Annotated in this window: 22 protein-coding genes; 18 read left to right on the forward strand and 4 right to left on the reverse strand. The window is 36.6% G+C overall.

Annotation, left to right across the window (positions count from 1 at the left end; genetic code table 11):
- Positions 1 to 53: 53 nt before the first annotated feature.
- The 3 genes from pgsA to J7R07_RS01960 form a co-directional block, all read right to left on the reverse strand.
- Positions 54 to 635, reverse strand: coding sequence for a CDP-diacylglycerol--glycerol-3-phosphate 3-phosphatidyltransferase (gene pgsA, locus J7R07_RS01950; RefSeq protein ID WP_208435240.1), 582 nt, complete (start codon positions 633 to 635; stop codon positions 54 to 56).
- A gap of 73 nt (positions 636 to 708) precedes the next feature.
- Positions 709 to 2,694: an excinuclease ABC subunit UvrC gene (gene uvrC, locus J7R07_RS01955; RefSeq protein WP_208435241.1), complete on the reverse strand. Its 1,986-nt coding sequence runs from the start codon at positions 2,692 to 2,694 to the stop codon at positions 709 to 711.
- A 403-nt stretch (positions 2,695 to 3,097) separates the two neighbouring features.
- Positions 3,098 to 3,961 carry a 23S rRNA (adenine(2030)-N(6))-methyltransferase RlmJ gene (locus J7R07_RS01960; protein ID WP_208435242.1) on the reverse strand — a complete coding sequence of 288 codons (864 nt, stop codon included), beginning with the start codon at positions 3,959 to 3,961 and terminating at the stop codon, positions 3,098 to 3,100.
- A 1,400-nt stretch (positions 3,962 to 5,361) separates the two neighbouring features.
- Here J7R07_RS01960 and tatA point away from each other — a divergent pair.
- The 10 genes from tatA (at position 5,362) to J7R07_RS02010 (ending at position 13,896) form a co-directional block, all read left to right on the forward strand.
- The gene (tatA, locus tag J7R07_RS01965; RefSeq protein WP_208435243.1) at positions 5,362 to 5,673 is read left to right on the forward strand and encodes a twin-arginine translocase TatA/TatE family subunit; all 312 of its coding nucleotides are present in this window, start codon (positions 5,362 to 5,364) and stop codon (positions 5,671 to 5,673) included.
- A 59-nt stretch (positions 5,674 to 5,732) separates the two neighbouring features.
- Positions 5,733 to 6,173 (forward strand): Sec-independent protein translocase protein TatB, encoded by a 441-nt coding sequence (gene tatB, locus J7R07_RS01970; protein WP_208435244.1) that lies wholly within the window; start codon positions 5,733 to 5,735, stop codon positions 6,171 to 6,173.
- A complete protein-coding gene (gene tatC / locus J7R07_RS01975) occupies positions 6,170 to 6,952 on the forward strand; it encodes a twin-arginine translocase subunit TatC (protein ID WP_208435245.1) in 783 nt (260 codons plus the stop codon). Before tatB ends, tatC begins: the two co-directional genes overlap by 4 nt.
- A 59-nt stretch (positions 6,953 to 7,011) precedes the next feature.
- Positions 7,012 to 8,289: a serine--tRNA ligase gene (serS, locus tag J7R07_RS01980; RefSeq protein ID WP_208435246.1), complete on the forward strand. Its 1,278-nt coding sequence runs from the start codon at positions 7,012 to 7,014 to the stop codon at positions 8,287 to 8,289.
- Between the two features lie 132 nt (positions 8,290 to 8,421).
- Positions 8,422 to 9,081 carry a protein-L-isoaspartate(D-aspartate) O-methyltransferase gene (locus J7R07_RS01985; protein WP_208435247.1) on the forward strand — a complete coding sequence of 220 codons (660 nt, stop codon included), beginning with the start codon at positions 8,422 to 8,424 and terminating at the stop codon, positions 9,079 to 9,081.
- A gap of 169 nt (positions 9,082 to 9,250) precedes the next feature.
- Positions 9,251 to 10,429 carry a M23 family metallopeptidase gene (locus J7R07_RS01990; RefSeq protein WP_208435248.1) on the forward strand — a complete coding sequence of 393 codons (1,179 nt, stop codon included), beginning with the start codon at positions 9,251 to 9,253 and terminating at the stop codon, positions 10,427 to 10,429.
- 424 nt (positions 10,430 to 10,853) lie between these two features.
- Entirely contained in the window at positions 10,854 to 11,306 is a 453-nt protein-coding gene (gene yajC, locus J7R07_RS01995; RefSeq protein ID WP_208435249.1) for a preprotein translocase subunit YajC, read from the forward strand.
- 476 nt (positions 11,307 to 11,782) lie between these two features.
- Positions 11,783 to 12,169 (forward strand): Mth938-like domain-containing protein, encoded by a 387-nt coding sequence (locus J7R07_RS02000; protein WP_208435250.1) that lies wholly within the window; start codon positions 11,783 to 11,785, stop codon positions 12,167 to 12,169.
- 503 nt (positions 12,170 to 12,672) lie between these two features.
- The gene (locus tag J7R07_RS02005) at positions 12,673 to 12,810 is read left to right on the forward strand and encodes a hypothetical protein (RefSeq protein WP_208435251.1); all 138 of its coding nucleotides are present in this window, start codon (positions 12,673 to 12,675) and stop codon (positions 12,808 to 12,810) included.
- Between the two features lie 225 nt (positions 12,811 to 13,035).
- Positions 13,036 to 13,896, forward strand: coding sequence for a phytoene/squalene synthase family protein (locus J7R07_RS02010; RefSeq protein ID WP_208435252.1), 861 nt, complete (start codon positions 13,036 to 13,038; stop codon positions 13,894 to 13,896).
- Between the two features lie 558 nt (positions 13,897 to 14,454).
- Here J7R07_RS02010 and J7R07_RS02015 read toward each other — a convergent pair.
- On the reverse strand, positions 14,455 to 16,344 hold the full coding sequence (locus tag J7R07_RS02015) for a peptidyl-prolyl cis-trans isomerase (protein WP_208435253.1): 1,890 nt from the start codon (positions 16,342 to 16,344) through the stop codon (positions 14,455 to 14,457).
- Between the two features lie 155 nt (positions 16,345 to 16,499).
- Here J7R07_RS02015 and tpiA point away from each other — a divergent pair, with 155 nt between their 5' ends.
- From tpiA to pdhA, 8 genes are all read left to right on the forward strand, one after another.
- Positions 16,500 to 17,264, forward strand: coding sequence for a triose-phosphate isomerase (gene tpiA, locus J7R07_RS02020; RefSeq protein ID WP_208435254.1), 765 nt, complete (start codon positions 16,500 to 16,502; stop codon positions 17,262 to 17,264).
- A gap of 81 nt (positions 17,265 to 17,345) precedes the next feature.
- Positions 17,346 to 17,801 carry a preprotein translocase subunit SecG gene (gene secG / locus J7R07_RS02025; protein ID WP_208435255.1) on the forward strand — a complete coding sequence of 152 codons (456 nt, stop codon included), beginning with the start codon at positions 17,346 to 17,348 and terminating at the stop codon, positions 17,799 to 17,801.
- 128 nt (positions 17,802 to 17,929) lie between these two features.
- Positions 17,930 to 19,558, forward strand: coding sequence for a CTP synthase (pyrG, locus tag J7R07_RS02030; protein WP_208435256.1), 1,629 nt, complete (start codon positions 17,930 to 17,932; stop codon positions 19,556 to 19,558).
- 36 nt (positions 19,559 to 19,594) lie between these two features.
- Positions 19,595 to 20,431: a 3-deoxy-8-phosphooctulonate synthase gene (gene kdsA, locus J7R07_RS02035; protein WP_208435257.1), complete on the forward strand. Its 837-nt coding sequence runs from the start codon at positions 19,595 to 19,597 to the stop codon at positions 20,429 to 20,431.
- A 69-nt stretch (positions 20,432 to 20,500) separates the two neighbouring features.
- A complete protein-coding gene (gene eno / locus J7R07_RS02040) occupies positions 20,501 to 21,772 on the forward strand; it encodes a phosphopyruvate hydratase (RefSeq protein WP_208435258.1) in 1,272 nt (423 codons plus the stop codon).
- 94 nt (positions 21,773 to 21,866) lie between these two features.
- Positions 21,867 to 22,274, forward strand: a complete 408-nt coding sequence (locus J7R07_RS02045; RefSeq protein ID WP_208435259.1) for a TM2 domain-containing protein — start codon at positions 21,867 to 21,869, stop codon at positions 22,272 to 22,274.
- An 887-nt stretch (positions 22,275 to 23,161) separates the two neighbouring features.
- Complete coding sequence (locus J7R07_RS02055) at positions 23,162 to 23,479, forward strand: FtsB family cell division protein (protein ID WP_208435260.1); 318 nt, start codon at positions 23,162 to 23,164, stop codon at positions 23,477 to 23,479.
- A 140-nt stretch (positions 23,480 to 23,619) separates the two neighbouring features.
- Positions 23,620 to 24,660, forward strand: a complete 1,041-nt coding sequence (gene pdhA, locus J7R07_RS02060) for a pyruvate dehydrogenase (acetyl-transferring) E1 component subunit alpha (RefSeq protein WP_208435261.1) — start codon at positions 23,620 to 23,622, stop codon at positions 24,658 to 24,660.
- Positions 24,661 to 24,668 lie beyond the last annotated feature (8 nt).

Below are 24,668 nucleotides of genomic sequence, written 5' to 3' on the forward strand. Positions count from 1 at the left end.
TTATAAGATAAGGTTTAAATTTTTTAAAAAGAGTACGTAAAGCGTATAATTTTTCATGTGATAACGTGTTTTAAGCCAGCACGAAAATAATCCCATCCTGTCCACAATGTGAGAAGAGCAGAAATCCACAGCATGGTAATGCCGAATTCCACCGTATAAAGGAAAATTTTATTACCGGCTGGTCCTGCTAAAAGAAAGACAATGGCTATCATTTGTACAAATGTTTTCCATTTTGCAAGACGAGAAACGGGAACACTGACTTTCAATTCAGCCAAATACTCACGTAGTCCTGATACAAGAATTTCCCGACAGAGAATGATAATAGCTGCCCATAGTGTCCACCCAGCGATAGTACTGTCTGCTGCAAGCAATAGCAAACAGGCAGATACGAGAAGCTTATCTGCGATTGGATCTAACATGCGACCAATATTGGATGTTTGTTCCCAAATACGGGCAAGGTAGCCATCAAAAAAATCAGTAATAGATGCAACAATAAAAATGGAAACAGCAGCCCAACGTGCGATATCGCTTGATTGTAGTCGTCCTTCTAAAAAAAAGCAGGCAACAACCATTGGCACTGCGATGATCCGCGCATAAGTCAAAATATTTGGAAAAGAAAAAGTATGATTTTTCATAGAGCTATTTGCAATTCTTTGTAAAAGATGATTTATTTTATAAACGTAACAAGGCAAAGATCACGAAACAAGCTTATTTTTCATTAAAATAACTATGAATCTTTTGTGCAATGGTAATGGAAATTCCTGTAACTTTTATTAAATCTTCAAGTGAAGCACCGGCAACAGCTTTGGCACTTCCAAAATGGTGAAGCAACGCACGCTTTCTTGTTGGACCGATATTAGCAATTTCATCAAGAGGATTTTTGAATGTTGTTTTTTTCCGTTTTGCTCTGTGCGTTCCAATTGCAAAACGATGCGCTTCATCGCGTAGGCGTTGTAGAAAATAAAGGATAGGATCATGTTGGGAAAGCGTGAAGGGTCTTTTACCTTTTATAAAAAATCGTTCACGCCCCGCGTTACGATCAGCACCTTTAGCTATACCAACAACCGTGATGAGATCGTCTAATTTTAATTCAGAAAGTATTGTATGCACGCTATTTATTTGTCCTTCACCACCATCGATTAATATAAGATCAGGCCACATAGGAAAAGAATCACTAGTTTGCCTTTTTATATCATTGCATTTATTAGGTAAGTTATGTTCTTTGATAAGACGTAAAAATCTTCGTCTCATAACTTCTTTCATCATTCCAAAATCGTCACCGGGTGTGATATCGGTCGAGCGAATGTTAAATTTGCGATATTGATTTTTAATAAACCCCTTTTGGCCAGCGACAATCATCACACCTACTGCGTTTGTCCCCATAATATGAGAATTATCATAGACTTCTATACGACATGGCGTATGAGGTAGTTGGAATATTTCAGCAAGACTCTGAAATAATTTTGTATGTGTAGTTGTTTCAGCAAGCTTGCGTCCAAGTGCTTCATACGCATTGATATAAGCATGATGAACAAGAGTTTTACGTTCACCTTGTTTGGGTAAAGAGAGAAGTATTTTTCGGTTTGCTTTTAAACTGAATGCTTCTGTAAGAAGTGCTTTTTCTTCGATTGTTTCAGATAAAAGGATAAGTTTTGGAAGAGGTTTATCATCGTAGAATTGGGCAAGAAAACTCGCTAAAATTTCAGTACGAGAAAAAGATGGATCTGCTTTAGGGAAATAGGCTCTGTTTCCCCAATTTTGTCCCATGCGGAAAAAGAACACTTGAATGCAGGTCGCTCCCTCTTGTTGCGCAATTGCAAATACGTCTGCTTCTTGTATCGTTTGTGGGTTAATACCTTGATGACTTTGTATGTGAGAGAGAGCAGATAAGCGGTCACGATAGGCTGCTGCTTGTTCAAAATCAAGGTTTTCTGCAGCGTGATGCATAGCTTGAACCATATCCTTCTTAACAGATTGGCTTTTTCCTGAAAGAAAAGCTTTTGCTTCTTTCACCAGTTTTCTATAATCACTATTACTAATTTCATCTGTACAGGGTGCAGAACATCGCTTAATTTGGTAGAGTAAACAGGGGCGCGTCCGGTTTTCAAAAACTGAATCGGTACAGGTTCGTAATAGAAAGGCGCGTTGTAAAACGTTAATTGTTTGTGTCACAGCACCTGGAGAGGCAAAAGGACCAAAATAATGAGCTTTTCTTGTTCGAGCACCACGATGTTTGTAAAGTGCAGGTGCGCGATGATCATCAGTGACAATGATATAAGGAAAACTTTTATCATCACGCAGTAACACATTAAAACGTGGATGTAATCTTTTGATGAGATTAGCTTCTAGAAGGAGCGCTTCTGTTTCTGTATGAGTCACAATAAATTCCATATGATATGTCGCGTGAATCATGCGGGCAATACGGTTATTGTGTCCTTGTTTACGTGTGTAGTTTGAAACGCGTTTTTTAAGATTACGTGCTTTACCAACATAGAGAACATCACCTTTTTCATCAATCATTCGATAAACGCCTGGCTTATGGGGAAGGTGTTTGGCAAATTCTTGTATGAGTTTGGCACCTTTAAATTGATTTTTATCATTTCCATAATTAGCATTATCCCATGTAATGTGAGAGAGAAAAGGAAGCTTTTCTCTTTCATTTTTAGAACAAGTTATATTGTTTTTCAGGACCATTTAGTTCATCCGGAAGTGTTTTTTGTTTTTCATATGAAACGCTCTTATCTATCATGTATATAATGATGGTCATTTATCCTATAAAATAATGCATTATGACATGAGATCATGCAATTTTGGAGTTATTTTACTTTGCATAAAAAATATGAGGGCTATTTTTAAAAAATTTTACGAATTTGCCAACGCTGTCTATTGTGGATAAGAACAACAAATCTATGATGATGAAAGGCTACATTAAAATAAGTTTTGTTTTAAAAAGGCAAATTTGTACTGCTGACTATGATCTACATTAGGGGCATAGTTCAAAATGTCAAGGAAACTGATATTCTAGGATTGCGGTATTTCTCAACGGTTTCATATCTTTGATTTTTATAAAAAAGATTTTGATTTAAGGTGAAAAAAATTAACATAATGAATGTTCCTTCTGGATCCATTCATGCGTTATTCGTGCATTTTTATCTTGTCCAAGACGAGCGAGAAGAAAGGGACTCAATTTTTTTACTTCTTCTTCAATAAGGTAGGGAGGATTGATAAGAATCATACCACTTCCATTCATTGTAGGTGGTAGTGAGCTTTTTCGAATACGCATTTCAAGTTGTAGAATTTTTGGAATTCCTGTTTGATAAAGTGCATAAAGAAAATTTTCAATTTCTTTATCATATTTAACAGGATACCATAAAGCGTAGACTCCTCCAGGAAAACGACGATGCGCTTTCACCAATCCCTCAATAAGGCGGGCAAATTCACCAGGTTTTTCAAAAGGAGGATCAACAAGGATAAATCCACGTTTTTCTTTTGGTGGCAAATGCGCATTTAAAGAAAGCCAACCATCTAAATGCAAAACTTTTGTTTGATAATCACCGGAAAAACTTTTTGCTAAAATGTGGTAATCTTCATCATGCAGTTCAATTGCGGTTAGTCGATCTTGTTTACGCAATAATTGGCGAATAACAACCGGAGAGCCAGGATAGAAGAGAATTTCTTTTTCCCCTTTATTGAGTTTATCAACAATATCATACCATGGACCAAGGAGCGCTTTTAAATCTTCTGGGATAGGAGCTGAAAAAAGCCGTTGGGCACCTTCGCGCCACTCTCCCGTTTTGCGTGCTTCTAAAGAAGAGAGATCATAAATGCCGATTCCAGCATGCGTATCTATAACACGAAAAGCTTTTTCTTTATGTTTGAGATATTCTATAATGCGGGTGACAATAATGTGTTTAAAAACATCGGCAAAATTGCCAGCATGATAAATATGCCGATAATTCATAGATAAATTCTATCCTCTATACGACTGCTTACTAAATTTTTCTCTTAACATTAGATAATAATTTTATATCAATAAATACTCTATGTAGAGATAAAATCGTCAAAAGAGCATATAGAGCTAGTAAAAAAACGCTAATATAATAGTTTTACAATTATTTTCTATATTTTGATGTTCATACAATTTGTATGAATGAGAGTAAATAAAAAGATTTCGAGTCTTTTACCATGATGTGAACAAGAGAAGAGAGAAAAAATTTCAATTGAAGTCTTTGTCATTTATCTTTGTGAAAGATTCTTAAAATAATTTTCACATTGATGAATAAACTTATCAACGATTTGAAAATTGATAAATTTTAAATGCCTAGTAAAATTAAATGTTTGATAAAAATATTATAAGATTGATAAACTCCCTTCTTTACAAATTTTCCATGATTCGATGAGAAAGAGCAGTAAAGATATGATCGTGGTGTGCTGCATGGATTATGTCTCGATTTCATATTTTTAGTTTAATAAGATTTGGCATTAACGCTAATTGTTTTCCTATTTTAGATATTCCTTGGAGTACATGATATGACGCAGAATGCGTGTTTATGCTCGGGAGAAAGAAACAGGTACAGCTTTTTTAGAAAGTGCGTTGGCTCAAGGGCTTATAGGTGGTGGAGCCAGTAATGAAACATATTTATGGACATAGACGAATGAGTGCTTTCTAATACGCATTTGCGTTAGCACATATTGATGTCCCACTTTATATTTTGGAAAAATACGATTTTATGACTTTTAAAAAATTTAGTTTATGTACCAGTGCTGCAATAACGACGCATATTGTTTATGAAGCGATTGATGATAAAATTCTTGCAAGATTGTCTAAGGAGCTATCGAGAACATTATCCGTGAGAGGGTAGGCCTTGACGGGCTTTTAATATCAGATAATGTATCAATGAAAGCTCTGTCAAGGTTACGTTTTTAGAAAATTTTTCAAATTTAACACGTAAAATTTTTCCGACAGACCCATGATATTATCCTGCACGGAACGGTCATTTACAAGAGATGTGCGCGACTGTCCGGATAACACCATTTTAAAAGTAAGGATTGGAACGTGCGTATAGTGTTTACAGGAGCATTTTACCACTCGATAAATAGATAAGCCTGCTTTAAGAAAGGAGTTTTCACGCCTTTTTAATTTTATTTTAAAGAGCTTTATTATTTTTAATGTATCTGCCATTTATTATAATATGCTAAGCAAAAGAGAAGAAAGCTTAAAAAGTTAGTTTACAATAAAAAGCACATGATGACTTTGAACTTGAGAAGAAAATATACGAGTAAAATATGATTGTATTTGACACATTTCTCAGAGTAAACATGAACAAATGAAATAAAATTGAAAAGCAATGAGAGAGAGTGATGGGTAATATTTTTTCACCAACACATTTAATTGTAATTTTGTTGATTATCCTTGTACTTTTTGGGCGTGGTAAGGTTTCTGAATTAATGGGCGATGTTGCTAAAGGGATTAAAGCTTTCAAAAAGAATATGAAAGAAGAAGAGGAAGATATCGAGAATAATCTAAAAATGACCGATACTTCCAAAGCAATCGATATTGAACCTCAAAAATCTGAACTGTTATCGGTAAAGCGTTCAGTAGCACGCGGGAAAACTCCTTTTTCTTCTAAAGGGAGGAAGGCATCTGATGCTAAAAGACAGCATATAAAATGATAAAGACACAATTATAATAGTATACATTATTTTTTTAATGAGAAAGTCGAGTATAAACGATGTTTGGGATTGATGGATCAGAGTTGCTTGTGATCTTACTCGTTCTCATTATCGTCGTTGGACCAAAAGATCTACCTAAAATGCTAAAGACAATGGCAAAAGCAGTAGCTTATGTACATTCAACAGCGAATGAATTTCATCGCCAGTTTGATGATGCAATGAAACAAGCCGAGCTTGATGATTTACAAAAGACATTATCGGATAACAATGATTTTAATTTAAACAAGGAGTTAACAGAGACATATAAATCTATTCATGATGAGATGGAGGGTATCCACGATAATTTTGATATAGAGATATCACATCATAAATCAGAAAAAGAGAAAGAAATTTTGCGATGTAACCAGAATCAAGTCAATGAAGATTTGACCGTGTCCGTAGAGTCTAAGGATTCTAAAAGTATTTCTCTAATTTCTAAAGAGAAAGAAGATGTGTCATGAATGTTAAGAAAGACGAAGTTGATGCCAATATGGCACCACTTTTAGAACACTTTATTGAACTCCGTCAGCGAATTATTGCTGCTCTGCTCGCATTTCTAGTAGCTTTTATTCTGTGTTTTCTTGTCAAAGATTATATCTTAAATTTTTTGATATGGCCTTATCAATGGGCAATGAAAATATCAGGTGGTAATCCTGAGAGTATTCGTCTGCAATCAACGCAAGTGTGGGAAACGTTTTTAACGAAAATAAAACTTGCTGCTTTTGGAGCGATTATTTTATCCTTTCCTTATACAGCTTTTCAATTTTATAGCTTTATCGCACCAGGACTTTATAAAAATGAACGTATGGCTTTTTTACCATTTCTCATTGGTGGACCAATTTTATTTTGCATTGGAGGGGCACTCGTTTATGTTCTATTGGCACCAATAATGCTTTGGTTTAGTCTTTCTCAGCAATTTCTTCCAGATGTCCATTTAAGAATAGAGTTTATAGTCCGTATTGCCGATTATTTAAGCTTCATGACATCATTCATTCTAATTTTTGGTTTGATTTTTCAATTACCTCTTGTGACTAGCCTTTTAACCAAAGTTGGATTTGTAACTTCTCATAGCCTGGTATCTAAACGAAAATGGGCTATCCTCATCTCTTTTATAATTGCAGCGATAGTAACTCCCTCGGATTTTTTTACTATGTTTGCAGTAGCTTTACCAACGGTAGCTCTTTATGAGATCTCAATTTTAATTGCTTACTGTATAGAAAAAAGAAAAAAATCCTCTTAAGAGGGGTGTGTATCTTGTGTATAGGAAACAAATAGAAACGATGCAAATGAGGAATTTTTATGCTAGATATTAAGTGGATTCGTGAAAACCCTGAAAAATTAGATAAAGCACTGGAAAATAGAGGTATTGGGCCGCAAGCAGAAAGATTGATAAAACTTGATTTTGAGCGTCGCTCGTATGTTGCTAAAGTACAATCAGCACAGGAACGTCGCAATGCAGCTTCAAAGGAAATAGGACAAGCTTTAGCTACGCGTGATCAGAAAATGGTAGAACGTCTTAGAGCTGAAGTTGAAGAGATCAAAGTTTTTCTTTCTTCTGCTACAGTGGAAGAAAAGCGGTTAACTGAAAGTTTTGAGAAAGCTCTTTCAGAACTCCCGAATATTCCATTGGATGATATTCCAAAAGGTAAAGATGAAAATGATAATGTTGTCATTCGACATTTTGGTACTCCCCCAACATTTGATTTTATAGCAAAGGAGCATTTTGATCTTGGTCAAAATCTCAAACAGATGGATTTTGAGCGCGCAAGTCGTTTATCAGGGACACGCTTTACAGTACTTTCAGGGGCATTGGCGCGGCTTGAACGAGCATTAGGTCAATTTATGCTTAATGTACATGTTGAGGAGCACGGTTACACAGAGGTATCGGTGCCTTTTCTTGTTCGTGAGGAGATTGTTTACGGAGCAGCTCAATTGCCGAAGTTTGCTGATGGTCTTTTTCAAACAACGGATGGACGGTGGCTTATTTCTACAGCTGAAGTACCGTTAACAAATTTGGTAAACAATGAAATTCTTGAGATATCAGATTTACCATTGCGATTTTCTTCTTTAACTCCCTGTTTTCGCTCGGAGGCGGGAGCTGCAGGTCGTGATACGCGTGGCATGTTGCGTCAGCACCAGTTTTGGAAGGTAGAAATGGTATCGATTACCACTGAAGAGCAATCTTTAATAGAGCTGGAACGTATGACAGAGTGTGCAGAAGATGTATTGAAACGTCTTGGTTTGCCTTTCCGTACCGTAGTTCTTTCTACGGGTGATATGGGATTTGCAGCACGTAAAACTTATGACATTGAAGTTTGGCTTCCGGGTCAAGGATGTTATCGTGAAATTTCCAGCTGTTCAGTTTGTGGAGATTTTCAGGGGCGACGTATGAATGCGCGGTATCGTAAAGAAGGTGATAAAGCATTACATTTCGTTCATAGTCTTAACGGTTCTGGTACAGCTATTGGACGGTGTCTTATCGCTATTCTTGAGAATTATCAGCAAGCTGATGGATCAATTATTGTGCCAGATGTTTTACAACCCTATATGAAGGGCATGCGTTTGATTACCGCCTAATTTTGTAAAAGGATAACTGATATAGTTTTATTACTAGAAAGATGATGATCTGCAAATGCAAGGTTTTGCCATTTAAAAAAATGAGTTGTACTTATAAAAAAAGTGCTACTTCATTGGAGAATAAATAACGCTATGGGGCAAAGGGATATTTTACGATTTCGTGAGGAATTAGCCAGTCTTGTGCTAAAAATGCGCAGTAAAGGAATTGATGATGTCCGCTTTTTTTCGGCATTTGAGAAAATTCCGCGTCAACAATTCGTTGCTATTCCTTGGATCAACAGTGCTTATGATAATAAAATTATTCCCATTGAGTGTGGTGAATATATGGAACGTTTGGAAGAGCAGCTTTTGATTCTTTCTGCATTATCGTTGAAAAAAAAGCATCGCATTTTAGAAATTGGCACAGGATCTGGCTTTTGTACTGCTCTTATGGCGTGTTTGAGTGACCGTGTGACAACAGTTGATCGTTATAAAACGCTTGTTGATTTGGCACACCAAAAATTTCAAAGCTTGGGACTTGAAAATATTATTATACGGCAAATTGATGGAAGTTGTACTGTTACAGGTTTTGGATCATTTGACCGTATTCTTATTTGGCCATCACGTTCTGATGAGCCAAAGGAATTTTTAGAAATTCTAGCTGAAAATGGGATTCTCATTCAAGCTATAGGGCCTGATGAAGGGGTACAAACAGTGACGCGCTATATGAAAATTGGCAGTCGATTTGAGCGTTTAGAAATGTTTCAGGTACGTTACCAGCCTTTTATTAAAGGCATTGCGGAAATACTTTAATTTTTAGATTTAAAATCCTGCGCAAATTATTTTGTCTTTTTATTTTTATGATAAATTCATTTTGATCTTATTATAAAGATATTTATGAATAAAATGCCCAATTTTAACTCTTAGGTAAGATTAGAGAGTTTTAATAGAATGAGTTGAGTATTGACGAGTGGGCAAAACTATGTGTTTAAAAGTTTTGGGTAATATTTTCCGGCGTAATTTTCAAGGAATGGTTTTTTTAGCGATGATAATGGTTTTTTCGGGGTGTAGTTCCGGTACGCAACGTTTCGCTAATATTTTTTCTCATCGTGGGGTATCTACGCGTTCAAATATGTCTCCAACTATGCCCGCAGATCCGCGAATGCTATCGTATGGTGGTATGATACAAAGTGCTGAATTGCCACCTGTGGATTCGAAGGATGATTCATGGACCGATGGCAATACTTTGTATACGAATTCTTCACAACAGGATGGGACACCTTCCCCAGATAGTCGAATTATGGGGACGCCGCCACGCAATCTTGGAACGCTTTCTCGTTCACAAGCGGATGCTTCTTCTATCTTTCGGAAAAACTCTTATATTGTTCAAAGTGGGGATACACTGTTAAGCATTGCACGGCAAATGGGGGTCAGTGTTGAGGCATTAAGATTAGCAAACAGTATAGGCAGTAATTCTGTTTATATTGGTCAGGTACTGGTGATTCCAAGTAAACGGACAATGGCAGCTTCAAATGCTCACAATGGTAATTGGCAATCATCAACAACGGATCCTTCTTTCCAGTCTCAAGTAACGTCTTCCATAAGACATAAGAAAGGTCCGCATATATATAAGGCTCCTGTAACAACTGTTCCTTTTACAAAAATGAATAGATCAAATATTGAGAAGAATTCTTCCAGACAGATGATGCAATTGAGTCATGAAACTGGTTTGTCAGATACCATTACGACTACAGATAATATTGTTGCTCCGCAAGCTACAGGAATTTCTAAGATGCGTTGGCCGGTACGAGGGCGTTTATTAAGCCAGTTTGGTCAGAAAAAGGGAACAGCAACGAATCGAGGAATAGATATTGCTGTGCCTGAGGGCTCATCAGTAAAAGCAGCGGAAAATGGTGTCGTTATTTATGCAAGTGATGGGTTAAAAGAGCTTGGTAATGTTGTTATGATTCGACATGAAGACAATATTATTACTATTTATGGATGTAACAGTAAGCTTGTTGTTAACAGGGGACAGAGGATACGACGTGGTGATGAGATTGCTAAATCCGGTGTTTCAGGAAACGTTAAAACACCACGTGTTTATTTTGAAGTACGTAAGAATTCGTTGCCTGTCGATCCTATCAAATATTTAGAAAACTAATTTATAATGATTTGATTTTGAAAATCTATAGTTTACTAGGCTTGCAAGCAAAAAAATCAATTTTCTTAACTTAAGTATATCTTAATGCAAAAGATCATATATTTGAGAAGAGTTATCAGTGAGGTGTGTTGGAAGGGGAAGAAAATTAGTTTGTATCATTCATTTTTCCAGTGAATAGCAATGCTCATATTTATACTATATAAAAAAGGACATAAATCTGTTTTTTTAAAGTTTTTTCTCATTGCCTTCTGTCTCTCAAGGATTTATCTCCTTTTTATAAAGCCGTGACTACATTGTGTAGTTATTGCTTCGTATGAGAGATTCTCTGTTTGCATGATAAATCTCTGGCAGGGCTTTTTTTTGAGCCAAAAGTTTATTTTAGTAGAGTGGAAAATACCTGAAGTTTAATCTATAGGAGATAAAAATGTTTATAACTAACGCTGGTGCTCAAGTTGCAGGTGGTGTTTCCAATGGGGCCTCATTTGTTAGCTATGTCCCGTTTATTTTGATTTTGGCAATTATATATTTTTTTATGATTCGCCCACAACGTGTGCAAATGAAGAAGCGGCAGGAAATGCTTGATGCTGTGCGTCGTGGTGATACCGTGATAACGGGTGGTGGTATCATCGGTAAGGTGACGAAAGTTTACGATGAGAGTGGTGAAATAGAGGTAGAAATTGGTGATGATATTCGTGTTCGTGTTATTCGCTCAACATTAGCTGATGTTCGCGTTAAAGGTGAACCCATTTCGGAAAAAAAATCAAAACTTAATGCTAAAACAAAAGCATCACAAAAATCTAAATCTAAAACTACAAAAAAGGCAAATGTGAATGCATCTAAAGAGAAAGAAGCTATATTAAAGGAAAAGGAATCTTAAATCATAACTGTAGTTTATCAGGTTCTTTTACAACGTATTTTTATAAAAATAGGTGTTTTGTATAGAAAAAATTGCACTGTAGGAATAGTTTCATAGTTGGTAAATGATATAGTATTTTGTTCATTTTTACAGACTATTTAAAAAATATATATTTTGGAGTATCGCAGTGAATTTCCTTATCCTTTAAATGATGTCATTATTTTGTATAGCAGCAGTCTCTTATTTTGAAGTAAATAGGCCGAGGTAAATTTTTTTTCGAGATAGATCCGTCTAAACGAACGTAGCATTTAACTGCGGCTTACTGTGAAATCTTTAATAATTGTTGTATTGCTAAGGCAGTATTGCATATAAAAGATTTTGCATCAAGATATTGCTATACGGGTTATGGTTCATACATAAATGTTCAAGCCCTTTCCTGATTTTTAAGGGAGATAAGAAAACGCGATTGGATCTTCAAAAATAAAGGATGCTTATTGATGTTTCATGCAATTCAACTTCGTGAAGCGCATTTTCCGGGGCGTGCGCCTATTGATGCTTATGGAAATGGAGGTTTCCGTTTTGCTGATATGTCACACAGAGGTTCTATTATTTGTGTACCATCAGGTATTTATGGTATCGATATGATAGGTCCTCTTCCTACTCAAGAGAATATGTCTCGTGTTTTAGAAGAGGCCTCTGAGATTGAAATTTTACTCATAGGAACTGGAATTGAATTGTTGCGATTACCTGAGAAGTTACGGGTACTTTTATGGGAACAGCGTATTTCATCAGATGCAATGAGTACGGGAGCAGCAGTACGTACATTTAATGTTTTGTTAGCTGAGAATCGAGCAGTTGCTGCGTTATTGTTCGCGGTAGAATAATGTTTTATTCAATAAAATAAATGTATTAATATGTTATGAAGAAATTATATGATTATAGTGTTATTACTTCCTTTGATCACTTCAAAAGCGGAACTACTATAATCAATATACATCTTATATAAAAGAATCTCATACTGTAAGTTGTAAGAGTGGTGGCTTACGTTCATTGTACGTTGCTGTTAATCATTGAATTCTATTGCTGATTTTTTTATATCTGCTTGAGACAAATATTATAAAATAGAGGCTGATTCTATTATGAATGAATGTCTCAAGTCTAATAAGACAGGTTTTATCGAAAAAGTTATCTGTTAGATTTGTTGTTTTGTATCACGCACTACAAATAACAGCCAGTCCTACAGCAAAGATTACAAATGAGTTTCATAAAGAGAAAAAGTTTTTATTATTCTTATCAATGTACATTCAATTCTATTGAGTATCAATAGACAAGTACGGATGAGTATAAATACTTAGTATTAGCAAAAACACGCTGTAATTTATGAAGAATGGTTTATGAAAACTTATATTTTAGCAATGTTGCAGTACTAGTTGATAAATATATTGATGGTGTCGATTTTAGCTCTACAGATGAAGCAGTTGATGATATATTTATTGAAATTAGAAATTCTGGCATTGAAAGGTAAGTATTCTTCATCAATTACACCTAAAAATGTTATATGAATGAGGTCTGATGTAATTAACTCGTATGTTCCAAAGTGATCACCTACCTACTCTTTTATTTCAATTTGAATACGAGTGTAAGCGACAAACTTTCGTAGGATTTTCTCTATTTGCTCATTCATTATTTTAAAATATGAATAAAAATAGAATGTTAATTGCTAAAAAAGGAAGTTAAAAGGTGTCATAGAATGATCGATTCCCTTCCTTATTATCTTAATATTTTACGCGCCACAGATCGTGATCGCTATATATCGGTTTTATTTGCGCCTAAAAAAAAGCGTAAAGCATTGGCTGCTCTTTACGCTTTTAATGTAGAAGTTGTGCGTATTCGCGAAACTGTACACGATCCGCTTATTGGTGAGATGCGATTACGCTGGTGGTATGATTCTATTGCTAATGGTGAAATGCAAAAGAATAAAAACAATCCGATTTTGAGCGATTTGTTTACGGCAATGCATCTTTTTAATTTACCCAAGACAGCTTTTTTACGTTACTGCGATGCGCAGATGTTAGATCTCTACCACAATCCGATAGCAACTCTTTATGATCTCAAATTCTATTGTGGCGAAACAGCGAGTATCATTTTACAACTTTCTTGTCAGATATTGGATCCTGATACGGCTCAAGATTTTACAGACATCTCTGAACAGGGAGGGATTGCTCAAGGATTAAGTGGGGTGTTACGTCTTTTATCATTTATGCAATCACGCTATCAGTATTATTTACCTGCTGATATTCTAGAGGCTGTGGGGGTAGATAGGGAAGATTTGGAGTCTAATCGTGTCAATGATAAACAAAAGTGCCACATCATTGAAGCTATGGTAGCATTGTCGCGAGATCATTATACCAAATTTTACGACCATGCTAATGCTTTGCCTAAAATACTTAAACAAGCATTTCTTCCGTTAGCAATTATACCAGCGTCTCTTCAAAAAGCGCTACGGTTGGGACCCGCCGTTTTTCAAGAAAGCGCAACTTTACCATTAATGCACCGTTATTGGTTGATAACAAAGGCAGCAATAGGTGGTAATTTTCCAAAGATATTATAAGAATAGCAGGATGTTATCGGGAATGGGGGAATTAATAAATACGTTAAAATAACAACAATATTATAAATCCAAATCTTTTTTTGTTATTTAAGAAACATCACTAACGCGTTAGTTAAGATGGCCTTAGAACAGTTGGAGATTGAATTTATGAAGATAAAAATGTTGTGTATTCCTTTTAGTATTTTTGCGTTTTTTCAGTACTATTGTCGATAAATGATTTCGAGAACATAAAACGTAAAATCAAATTTATGCAATACATCAGCCATTTTTCTGGTGATTAGTCCGCAGTCTTTAAATGTATTGATGGTGCATCATCTTACAATAAAAAATAATTTCCCTTTTGTACAGGATACATTCTTTATTGCACTGAAAAAACGATTCTCCAAATTGCATCCGTTACTTTTCTGCAAACTCATGAGTTTACAGAAAAGCTTATTATTTTTACAGACATCATTCATCTTGATATTAGCGAAAAAAGTTCATATTACTTTTTTAATTATAGCAAAAGCCCTGTTCGCAATTCTGTCGTCTAAATACCAAAAACCATTTGCCAGATTTTTACTGAAGAGTGTTGAAAATTTGATGATAAAGAGTGCTATTAATTTCTAAAGGGTGCTCTTTATTGGCAATTTGTAGCATTTCTAATTTTAAATCTTCTCTTATTATCATATCTATGTTGGTACGGATATCAGGTGAAAGGGTATGAGGGGCGGTATCTTGAGGCATGGTAACGGTCTTTATTTGATAAACAATACGGTTTGTTGTGACCGGACCTTTCACTATGCCATAATGACCTTTGGGACCAGAAAACAATGCTTTAATACCTTCAGCTCCAAAGATTTCTGATGAATCTTGGCGCCGTAAGGGGTGTGTTGTTTGTTTTTCTACACCAAATGTATGAGCAAGAGAAACGAGACTTTTTCCTTCAGAGAGCTGCTGAAGAGCATCTTTGGCTTTTTCATCAAGAAGGCGTTGAGTTTCTTCATTTTTCCATTGAGCAAGCACATCTTGTTTGGCTTCTTCAAGTGTTTTATCGCGAGCAGGAATAATTTTATCTACCTTATACCAGAGATAACCACCTTTTTGTAAAGAAAGAGGATCAAGATCGACTCCTTCGTTTGATTTATAGAGAGCATCCAGTAAAATATCTTCCTGGGGCAAATCCATGGGTATTGTGCCCTCAATTGTTTTTCCTGTTTTATCAATGGTAATTGTACGCAGAGGTAATTTATATTGGTTAGCAAGCTCTTTAAGAGAAGCCCCCTCAAAACGTGCATTTTCGATTGCTGTATAATTATTACGTATAGCATCCATAGCACGATTTTGAGCGAGTATTTGACGAATATTTTCGTCCACTTTTTCAAAAGGAATAGAGACTGAAGGTTCAATATGTGTTACGCGAATGATAACGGGACCTTGTATAGTATTGATTACAGTACTGACTTGCCCTTGTTTGAGTTCAAAGACCTCAGATGCTATATAACTAGGAAGTTCATTTTCTGTGAGAGGCCCTTTCTTTATATCATTGAGAGTCTTATTCTCAGCTTTAACCAGTGCGTCAAAACTCAATCCATCGGTTATTTTTTTCGCCGCATTATCAGCAGCTTCGCGTGTAGGGAATTGCAATTCTTCAATTGTGCGTTTTTCAGGAATCATAAAACGCGAGGCATTCTGTGTATAATAAGCTTTCATCTCATCTACTGAAATATCTGCAGGTTTAATAATCTCAGCTAATGTCATAGATAATAAAGAAACAGTGCGGTATTCCGGAGTACGAAATTCATTTTTATGGGTTTCAAACCATTTTTGCAACGTTTCTTGATCGGGATCAGAAATTATTTCTTTGTCTTTTAGGTCAATAAGGAGATAATCAGCGGTACGAGTTTCTCCTTGATAAAGAGCAAGTGCTTTATAAAAGAGATCTGGTGCTTTCATCCCAGATAGCGAAGCTGCAATGAGCTGGTTACGTTTCTCTTGTTGGGTATAATAATCAAGAAAATTATTTTCACTGATACGTAAACGCTGAAGATAGTTATGAAACAAATTCTGATCAAAGACGCCATTTGTTTGAAACATATTATCAGCACTAAGAATACGCGCTATTGCGTCTTTTGAAAGACTAATTTTCATCTTACGTGTTTGTTCGTCAAACAGTATATTTTGTTGTAACTTATTGAAAACAAAGGCAGGTATTTTATATTGCTGTATTTCGTTTGGTGTAAACATTCGTCCAAGATGAGACGCGAGTGCTAAACGTGCGCTTTGATCGGCGAGTGTGAGACGATAATCATCAACAGTTATCGTAGATTTTCCAGAAGTAATAAGGTCTCTTTCACTCTTTGTATGTAACTGTGGTATCCCCCATAAAATGATGAAGCATAGGAGCAAAATAGCAAGAAAAATTCTAGAAAACCAAGAATTTGTAGCATTTCTTATGATGTCAAGCATCGTTCAATTCCATCTTTTGGCATAAGTTTTTATCAAAGCAGTGATGGAATTTGCAATAAAGACACGAAAGATGCAAGCTTAAAGACTTGCTTTCGTTTTATAATTTGATACCTAAAAGATAAATAACACATTGTAATGGCTTTTGAGGTGAAAATATGTCTCCAAATATTCGGCCTTTTGTTGCTGGAAATTGGAAAATGAATGGAACTGGTGAATCGCTTGGAGAGTTGCGTACTATTGCTGCTGGCATTAGTTCTGATTTAGATCATTTGTTAGAAGCACTTATTTGTGTTCCAGCAACACTTTTATCGCGCGCTGTTGATGCATCAGGTGGTAAAAATCTTCTTTTAGGGGGGCAAAATTGCCATTTTGATGATCATGGCCCTTATACTGGAGATATTTCAGCTTTTATGCTTAAAGAAGCAGGAGCAAGTCATGTCATTATTGGGCATTCAGAACGTCGTACGTTTTATCAGGAAAGTGACATAATGGTTCGTGCTAAAGTGCAAGCAGCATGGCGAGCAGGTCTTGTTGCTCTTGTTTGTATTGGTGAAACGCTGGAAGAGCGTAAAAGTAACAAGGTACTGGATGTTCTCAAGCAGCAGCTTGAAGGATCTTTGCCAGATGGCGCAACAGCAGAAAACGTCATTATCGCTTATGAACCAGTATGGGCTATAGGTACAGGCAATACAGCCACTTCAACAGATGTGGCAGAAGTACATAATTTTATTCGCAATAAGATGCGCTCTCGTTTTGAGAATGAAGGGAATAAGATACGATTGCTTTATGGTGGATCAGTGAAGCCATCTAATGCATTTGAGCTTTTAAGCATTGATCATGTCAATGGTGTTCTAATAGGTGGAGCAAGCTTAAAAGCGGTTGATTTTTTAACTATTTGTGATGTTTATCGCAAATTATAACAGAGGAATCTTTGTTCCCCCTTGGATTATGTGTTATTTATGTGTAAATAGCCATGAAAAGTTATTTAAAGAGCAGGGTTTATGCAAACAGTACTTATTGTTATTCATTTTTTGGTTGTTATTGCTTTGGTGGGTGTTATACTTATTCAACCTTCGGAAGGTGGTGGGTTCGGTGTAAGTAACGGTTCTGGGTTGATGAGGGTGCGTGGGTCCAGAAATCCGTTAACACGTTTAACCGCTATTTTGGCATGTTGCTTTTTTACAGTGTCCATTGGACTTACCGTTGTGGGGAATATATCGAACTCCAGTTCTGATATTCTTAAGCGTATACCTGTTAATTCAAAACAAAACTCTGAAAATAAAGGTATTCCAGGAGCAGTACCATCCTCAGGAGGTGAGTCTCAGCCTTCTATTCTTGAACAGCTGGGAGGTGCTTCGGTTTCACCTCAGGAACAAAAACAGCCTACAAATCCTAAAACTGAAAGTCCTGTTCCACCGATTCTTGAAAATCCAGTTCTGAATGATGATGCAAAGTAATTTTTTCAAGAAAGTATAGATTTTTTAAAAGGTGATTTTTTACCTTTTTTATTTTATAGAAGAAAAATAGTTTCTTTTTGCATTTTTTGCTGGAAAAATTATTATAAACCGCTTATCACCATAGGCCCATGGCACGTTATATTTTTATTACTGGTGGTGTGGTTTCTTCTCTGGGAAAGGGCATTGCTGCAGCAGCGTTAGCTGCATTATTACAGGCTCGTGGATATCGTGTGCGGCTTCGCAAACTTGATCCTTATTTGAATGTTGATCCGGGTACGATGTCGCCTTATCAGCATGGCGAAGTTTTTGTGACCGATGATGGTGCAGAAACCGATCTTGATCTTGGCCATTATGAGCGTTTTACAGGGTGTTCTGCAAATAGCCAAGATAATATCACAACAGGGCGTATTTATCGCAATATCATTGAACGAGAACGGCGTGGTGATTATTTGGGGGCAACAGTGCAGGTTATTCCTCATGTTACCGATGAAATTAAGAGATTTATTACGACAGAAAACGAAGAATTTGACTTTGTTTTGTGTGAAATAGGTGGAACAGTTGGTGATATTGAAGCAATGCCTTTTCTAGAAGCGATTCGTCAGCTTCACAATGAATTACCGAGGCAAAGTGTTATTTATGTACATCTCACATTAATGCCCTATATTCTTTCAGCGGGAGAATTAAAGACCAAACCAACACAACATTCTGTTAAAGAATTACAATCAGTTGGTATTGCTCCTGATATTTTGTTGGTACGTGCGGATCGGCCTATTCCAGAAACAGAGCGGAGCAAATTGTCCCTTTTTTGTAATGTTCGTCCCAGTGCAGTTATTCAGGCATTGGATATGCCAACGATTTATGATGTTCCCATAGCGTACCATAAAGAGGGGTTGGATTCAGAAGTTCTTGCTGCTTTTGGAATGAATCCGACATCTAAGCCTAAAATGGATCATTGGGAAGATATTACACATCGGATTCACCATCCCGAAGGAGAAGTTACAATTGCTGTTGTAGGGAAATATACCGGATTGAAGGATGCTTACAAATCTCTTACCGAGGCAATTGCCCATGGTGGTTTAGCCAATAAAGTGAAGGTTAATATTGAATGGATTGATGCAGAGCTTTTTGAAAGAGAAGATCCTACATCTACTTTACAAAAGGTTCATGGGATTCTTGTACCTGGTGCTTTCGGAGCGCGTGGAACAGAAGGAAAAATGCGAGCAATTCAATTCGCGCGGGAGCGTAAAGTTCCATTTTTAGGTATTTGTTTTGGCATGCAATTGGCTTGTATAGAAGCTGCACGCAATATCGCAAAGATTGAGAATGCTTCATCAAGTGAATTTTGCGAAACCAAAAATCCGATTGTAGGTCTTATGAGGGAATGGCTCAAAGGGGATATTCTTGAGAAACGTACACAATGTAGCAATCTTGGTGGTACAATGCGTCTTGGTGCTTTTGCTGCCGAATTAAAAGAAAATAGCCATATCGCCAAGATTTACGGGATGACAAGGATTAGCGAGCGACATCGTCATCGTTATGAAGTAAATGTTGATTATAAAGACAAGTTAGAACAGTGTGGTTTGATTTTTTCTGGTATGTCTCCCGATGGTATTTTGCCTGAAACAATAGAATATGTAGATCATCCATGGTTTATTGGTGTTCAATATCATCCAGAACTGAAATCACGTCCATTTGATCCACACCCACTTTTTACTTCTTTTATTGAAGCCACTATAGAACAAAGTCGATTGGTTTAGTTCATAAATGGGGTTATTTGTTTTTTGAGGAATAAAATGTCTAAACCAAATACCATTGTGAAAGTGGGAAATGTTATTTTTTCAAATGAAGCATCTCTTTCCTTAATTGCGGGACCATGTCAGATGGAAAGTCGAGATCATGCTTTTGAAATGGCTGGTCGGATTAAGACAATTGCAGATCAAGTTGGCATTGGGTTTGTTTATAAATCGAGTTACGATAAAGCCAATAGAACATCTTTGGGTGCGGCACGTGGTATTGGTCTTGAAAAAGCAATGACTATTTTTTCTGATTTGAAGAAAGAGTTTGATTGTCCGGTCTTGACCGATGTGCATACAGAAGAGCAATGCATGGTTGTTGCTTCTACGGTAGATATTTTGCAAATTCCTGCTTTTTTATGTCGTCAAACAGATCTTTTGATAGCGGCTGCTAGAACGGGATGTATTATCAATATTAAAAAAGGTCAGTTTTTAGCCCCGTGGGATATGGAAAATGTGTTAAAAAAGGTCACACAAAGCGGGAATCCGAATGTTATGATTTGTGAACGAGGCACTTCATTTGGTTATAACCGGCTTATTTCTGATATGCGTTCATTGCCTATTTTGCGTTCATTGGGTGCTCCTGTTATTTTTGATGCAACACATTCTGTTCAAGAACCGGGTGGTCAAGGTGATTCATCTGGTGGACAGCGTCAATTTGTTGAAGTTTTAGCGCGTGCAGCTGTTTCTGTAGGGGTGGCAGGCATTTTCTTAGAAACACATCAAGATCCTGATAATGCCCCTTCTGATGGACCTAATATGGTTAAAATTGATCATTTACAAAGGCTTCTTGAGACTTTAATGGAGTTTGATTATCTGTCAAAAAAGATGAATTGAATAGAGAGAATATTGTCTCATTATGGAGCTTAAAATGAATCAAGACTTTTGTTGGATAAGGAAACGCACATGACTATAATTGTCGATATTATTGGACGTGAAGTACTTGATAGCCGAGGCAATCCAACGGTAGAGGTTGATGTTCATTTGGAAAATGGCGCTTTTGGTCGCGCTCTTGTCCCTTCAGGAGCATCGACAGGAGTACATGAAGCTATAGAGCTTCGTGATGGTGGCATACGCTATCAAGGAAAAGGCGTTGAAAAAGCAGTCTCTGCAGTGAATGGTGAAATTCTTGAAGAGCTTGGTGGACGAGATGCAAGAAATCAAATCGCTATTGATCAAGCAATGATTGCCTTGGATGGAACACCAAACAAGGCGCGTCTTGGTGCTAATGCGCTTCTTGGTGTGTCATTGGCTGTTGCAAAGGCTGCTGCGGAATCATTAGGTTTGCCGTTGTATCGTTATATTGGTGGTGTACAAGCACGTGTTCTTCCGACACCTATGATGAATATTATTAATGGTGGTGTTCATGCTGATAATCCAATTGATTTTCAGGAATTTATGATTATTCCTGTAGGAGCATCTACAGTGAAAGAAGCAGTTCGCTATGGAGCTGAAGTTTTTCATGTATTAAGGAAACGTCTAAAAAATGCAGGCCATAATACTAATGTTGGTGATGAAGGTGGTTTTGCTCCCCAATTTAAAGGTGCGGAGCAGGTGATTGATTTTATTATGGAATCTGTAATAGCGTGTGGATATAAACCAGGTGAACAGATTGCTCTTGGTTTAGATTGTGCTTCAACGGAATTTTATAAAAACGGTTCGTATTTTTATAAAGGTGAGGGGAAATGTCGTGATGTCCAGGAACAGGTAGATTATTTGGCGCGACTTGTTGAAACTTATCCCATTATTACAATTGAGGATGGGATGGCTGAGGATGATTGGGAAGGCTGGAAATTACTTACGGATTCGATTGGTAAAAAATGTCAACTTGTTGGCGATGATTTATTTGTAACAAACTCTGCACGTTTGCGTGATGGTATCGAAATGGGAGCAGCCAATTCTATTCTTATTAAAGTGAATCAGATTGGCACATTGAGTGAAACGCTTGACGCTGTAGAAACGGCGCATAAAGCAGGTTATCGTGCCATTATATCTCACCGTTCAGGTGAAACGGAAGATTCTTTTATTGCAGATCTTGCTGTTGCAACAAATTGTGGGCAGATTAAAACGGGCTCTCTTGCACGTTCGGATAGATTAGCAAAATATAATCAGCTCATTCGTATTGAAGAAATGCTAGGAAATCAGGCATGTTATGCTGGTAATTTTCATCGTCGATAATTATGGATATAAGATTTTAAATTGATGTAATTTATATTATAGAATTTAACTCTTTTATCAAACATATACGCAACGATTTTATAGGTGTTCAAATATGAGAGGTATAATTATTAGTCAGGATCAGGGGAACTACCTCGTTTCGGGTGATGATGGTAAGCGTTATCAGTTTGCAACCTGGGATTGGTTAGGAAAAAATCCACCCAGGGTAGGTGATACCATTGATTTTGTGTGTGAAGAGGATAGTATTAATTCTGTTTTTCCATTGTTGCAAAAAGATTCAGAGCTTTCAAAAGTCATGTTAGCACTCATTTGTTGGTTCACTGGTATATTTGGTGTTCATCGTTTTATGGTTGGTAGAGTGAAAACTGGTGCTTTAATGCTTGTTCTGTCTCTAACGGTTATCGGTTTAATGATTACAGGGGTTTGGGCAATTATTGATTTTGTAATCATTGTCGCTGGGAAGTTTACTGACAAAGATGGGAAGCAAATTATACATTGGTAGAAATTGTATATTGTAATATAAATATAGAGAGCAAGTAGCATCGTTTGGTTTCTTTGCGGTAAATGTGCTGAGTATATGATATCAGATTCCTCAGCTATATGTATTTGATGATGAGATATGAGTAAAAATGATACATGATTAAATAAAAAATATTGCAAGATATGGTGCTATCTTATGGGGCAAAATAGGGACATGGGGCAATGAAAGTGTGTTTTGTGTTTCTATTTATGGCAGTGGGGGGATGGATTATTGGCGGATTTTAAACTATTTTAATTTCACATTTATCACGGCAAGTACGGATTGTGTTTCCGCTGTGAGGTTAATTAGCATATTATCAAATTAAAAATAACCTCTTTATAGATGACATGTGAGGAACAGCGTTATAGATGCTGAAAGATGGAAGGTGTGATTATCAGTCAGGATCAAGGAGCTCGTCTTATTGCGGTTGGTGATAGTAATCGCTATAAATTTACGGGTTGGGATCAGTTGGGAAAAATGCAGCAATAGTAGGGGATAGCATTGATTTTATATGTGAAGGTGATGCCATTAAATCTATTTTCTCTATAGCATTTGAGAACCAGTGACGACAATAAAGATTGATGTTGGCGATTGTTTGCTTTTTTGGCAATGCTTAATTATACCTTGGGCATTTATTGATTTTATCGTTATTTTAATGGGGAGTTTTAGAGATAAAGACGGGTATAAAATCCAAATTATCAATAAGTATGTATATAGGTGTAACGATTGGCTGATATGGCAGATCTTTTGGGGTATAATGTATAGTAGGAAATTATTTTTGTAGCTATTTGGTAATGAGGTATTAATCAAAATTATGCATAGTTAGGCGAAATATTAAGAGGGTTATGCTATAAAGACTGTGCTATTTTATGTGGACAAAGCAGAAACGCAGATCAATCAAAATGCGCTTTGTACTGCCGTTTATGACGGTGGGAGTTTTGAGTTATTTCAGTTATCACATTTATCACGGTGAGTACGGGTTGTATTCACGCCGTGAGGTTAATCAACATATTATTGAATTAGAAAAGGAACTTAACAAAGTAGAATCTGAACGGATATCCATTGAAAAGCGTATCTCTCTTTTACGCAATGGGCATATTGAAAGAGATATGTTGGATGAGTATATTCGAAAAAATTTAAATTTTTCTAAGCCAAATGAACTGACAATCCTAACTCCTTGTAAATGATATTAAAAGTGAATGAGAAATCACTTGGTTTCAAAAAATATTTTAAAACAATTTCCTATGATAGTGTTTGAGCTAATTGATAATACTTGTAACTTGCGTTTGTAAAGGTTATTCCTAACAATCATAAAAGGGAGTTTAGTATGGCAGAAAGGTCTAAAAAAGGTTCTGCGTCGGTGTCGCACACTGCATTATCAAACACCACGAAGAGGGCACCAATAGCGCATTTTACAACACAAGAAGAAATTGATGCTTATCGTGAGATGCTTTTAATTCGTCGTTTTGAAGAAAAGGCAGGACAACTTTATGGCATGGGGCTTATTGGTGGTTTTTGTCATCTCTACATTGGACAGGAAGCTGTTGTTATTGGAACATTGAAGGCAGCTAAAAAAGGTGATCAGGTTATCACCTCTTACCGTGATCATGGTCATATGTTGGCGGTTGGGATGAGTCCACGTGGTGTTATGGCAGAACTAACGGGGCGTCAAGGAGGCTTTTCCAAGGGGAAAGGGGGATCGATGCATATGTTTTCTAAAGAAAAGAATTTTTATGGTGGGCATGGCATTGTTGGTGCACAGGTTCCAATAGGTTCTGGTTTGGCATTTTCGAATCAGTACCTTGGTAAAGATAATGTGACATTGGTGTATTTTGGTGATGGTGCTGCCAATCAGGGACAGGTTTACGAAAGTTTTAATATGGCTTCACTTTGGAAGCTTCCTGTTATTTATATTATTGAAAATAATCAGTATGCTATGGGAACATCTGTTGCGCGTGCATCGGCAGATACTGATTTTTCTCGTCGTGGTCTTTCTTTTGAAATTCCAGGTATTATTGTTGATGGTATGGATGTTCGTGCAGTAAAAGGAGCTGCTGATGAAGCAATTTCTTGGACGCGTTCGGGTAAAGGACCGATCATTCTTGATATGCAGACTTATCGCTATCGTGGCCATTCTATGTCTGATCCAGCAAAGTATCGTTCAAAAGAAGAAGTTCAGAAAATAAAAGAAGAGCACGATCCGATTGATCAGGTGAAGAATCGAATCCTTCGACAAGGCTTTGCAAGTGAGGACGATTTAAAGTCTATTGACAAAGAGGTGCGTGCGATTGTTGCGGATGCGGCAGATTTTGCGCAAAAGGATCAAGAGCCAGATGCTTCTGAGCTCTATACTGATGTTTTAATTTGATGCGAAGG

Source organism: Bartonella phoceensis (assembly GCF_902825145.1).
Classification (GTDB): domain Bacteria; phylum Pseudomonadota; class Alphaproteobacteria; order Rhizobiales; family Rhizobiaceae; genus Bartonella; species Bartonella phoceensis.

What these genes read in the sequence shown, in the direction of transcription:
- J7R07_RS02045 (WP_208435259.1), top strand. Translation starts at nt 21,867, where the DNA reads ATGAGAGGTATAATTATTAGTCAGGATCAGGGGAACTACCTCGTTTCG.
- secG (WP_208435255.1), top strand. Translation starts at nt 17,346, where the DNA reads ATGCAAACAGTACTTATTGTTATTCATTTTTTGGTTGTTATTGCTTTG.
- kdsA (WP_208435257.1), top strand. Translation starts at nt 19,595, where the DNA reads ATGTCTAAACCAAATACCATTGTGAAAGTGGGAAATGTTATTTTTTCA.
- serS (WP_208435246.1), top strand. Translation starts at nt 7,012, where the DNA reads ATGCTAGATATTAAGTGGATTCGTGAAAACCCTGAAAAATTAGATAAA.
- J7R07_RS02010 (WP_208435252.1), top strand. Translation starts at nt 13,036, where the DNA reads ATGATCGATTCCCTTCCTTATTATCTTAATATTTTACGCGCCACAGAT.
- J7R07_RS02055 (WP_208435260.1), top strand. Translation starts at nt 23,162, where the DNA reads ATGTGGACAAAGCAGAAACGCAGATCAATCAAAATGCGCTTTGTACTG.
- eno (WP_208435258.1), top strand. Translation starts at nt 20,501, where the DNA reads ATGACTATAATTGTCGATATTATTGGACGTGAAGTACTTGATAGCCGA.
- pgsA (WP_208435240.1), bottom strand. Translation starts at nt 635, where the DNA reads ATGAAAAATCATACTTTTTCTTTTCCAAATATTTTGACTTATGCGCGG.
- J7R07_RS02000 (WP_208435250.1), top strand. Translation starts at nt 11,783, where the DNA reads ATGTTTCATGCAATTCAACTTCGTGAAGCGCATTTTCCGGGGCGTGCG.
- tatA (WP_208435243.1), top strand. Translation starts at nt 5,362, where the DNA reads ATGGGTAATATTTTTTCACCAACACATTTAATTGTAATTTTGTTGATT.
- J7R07_RS01960 (WP_208435242.1), bottom strand. Translation starts at nt 3,961, where the DNA reads ATGAATTATCGGCATATTTATCATGCTGGCAATTTTGCCGATGTTTTT.
- tatC (WP_208435245.1), top strand. Translation starts at nt 6,170, where the DNA reads ATGAATGTTAAGAAAGACGAAGTTGATGCCAATATGGCACCACTTTTA.
- uvrC (WP_208435241.1), bottom strand. Translation starts at nt 2,694, where the DNA reads ATGGTCCTGAAAAACAATATAACTTGTTCTAAAAATGAAAGAGAAAAG.
- tatB (WP_208435244.1), top strand. Translation starts at nt 5,733, where the DNA reads ATGTTTGGGATTGATGGATCAGAGTTGCTTGTGATCTTACTCGTTCTC.
- J7R07_RS01985 (WP_208435247.1), top strand. Translation starts at nt 8,422, where the DNA reads ATGGGGCAAAGGGATATTTTACGATTTCGTGAGGAATTAGCCAGTCTT.
- tpiA (WP_208435254.1), top strand. Translation starts at nt 16,500, where the DNA reads ATGTCTCCAAATATTCGGCCTTTTGTTGCTGGAAATTGGAAAATGAAT.
- pdhA (WP_208435261.1), top strand. Translation starts at nt 23,620, where the DNA reads ATGGCAGAAAGGTCTAAAAAAGGTTCTGCGTCGGTGTCGCACACTGCA.
- pyrG (WP_208435256.1), top strand. Translation starts at nt 17,930, where the DNA reads ATGGCACGTTATATTTTTATTACTGGTGGTGTGGTTTCTTCTCTGGGA.
- yajC (WP_208435249.1), top strand. Translation starts at nt 10,854, where the DNA reads ATGTTTATAACTAACGCTGGTGCTCAAGTTGCAGGTGGTGTTTCCAAT.
- J7R07_RS01990 (WP_208435248.1), top strand. Translation starts at nt 9,251, where the DNA reads ATGTGTTTAAAAGTTTTGGGTAATATTTTCCGGCGTAATTTTCAAGGA.
- J7R07_RS02015 (WP_208435253.1), bottom strand. Translation starts at nt 16,344, where the DNA reads ATGCTTGACATCATAAGAAATGCTACAAATTCTTGGTTTTCTAGAATT.
- J7R07_RS02005 (WP_208435251.1), top strand. Translation starts at nt 12,673, where the DNA reads ATGGTTTATGAAAACTTATATTTTAGCAATGTTGCAGTACTAGTTGAT.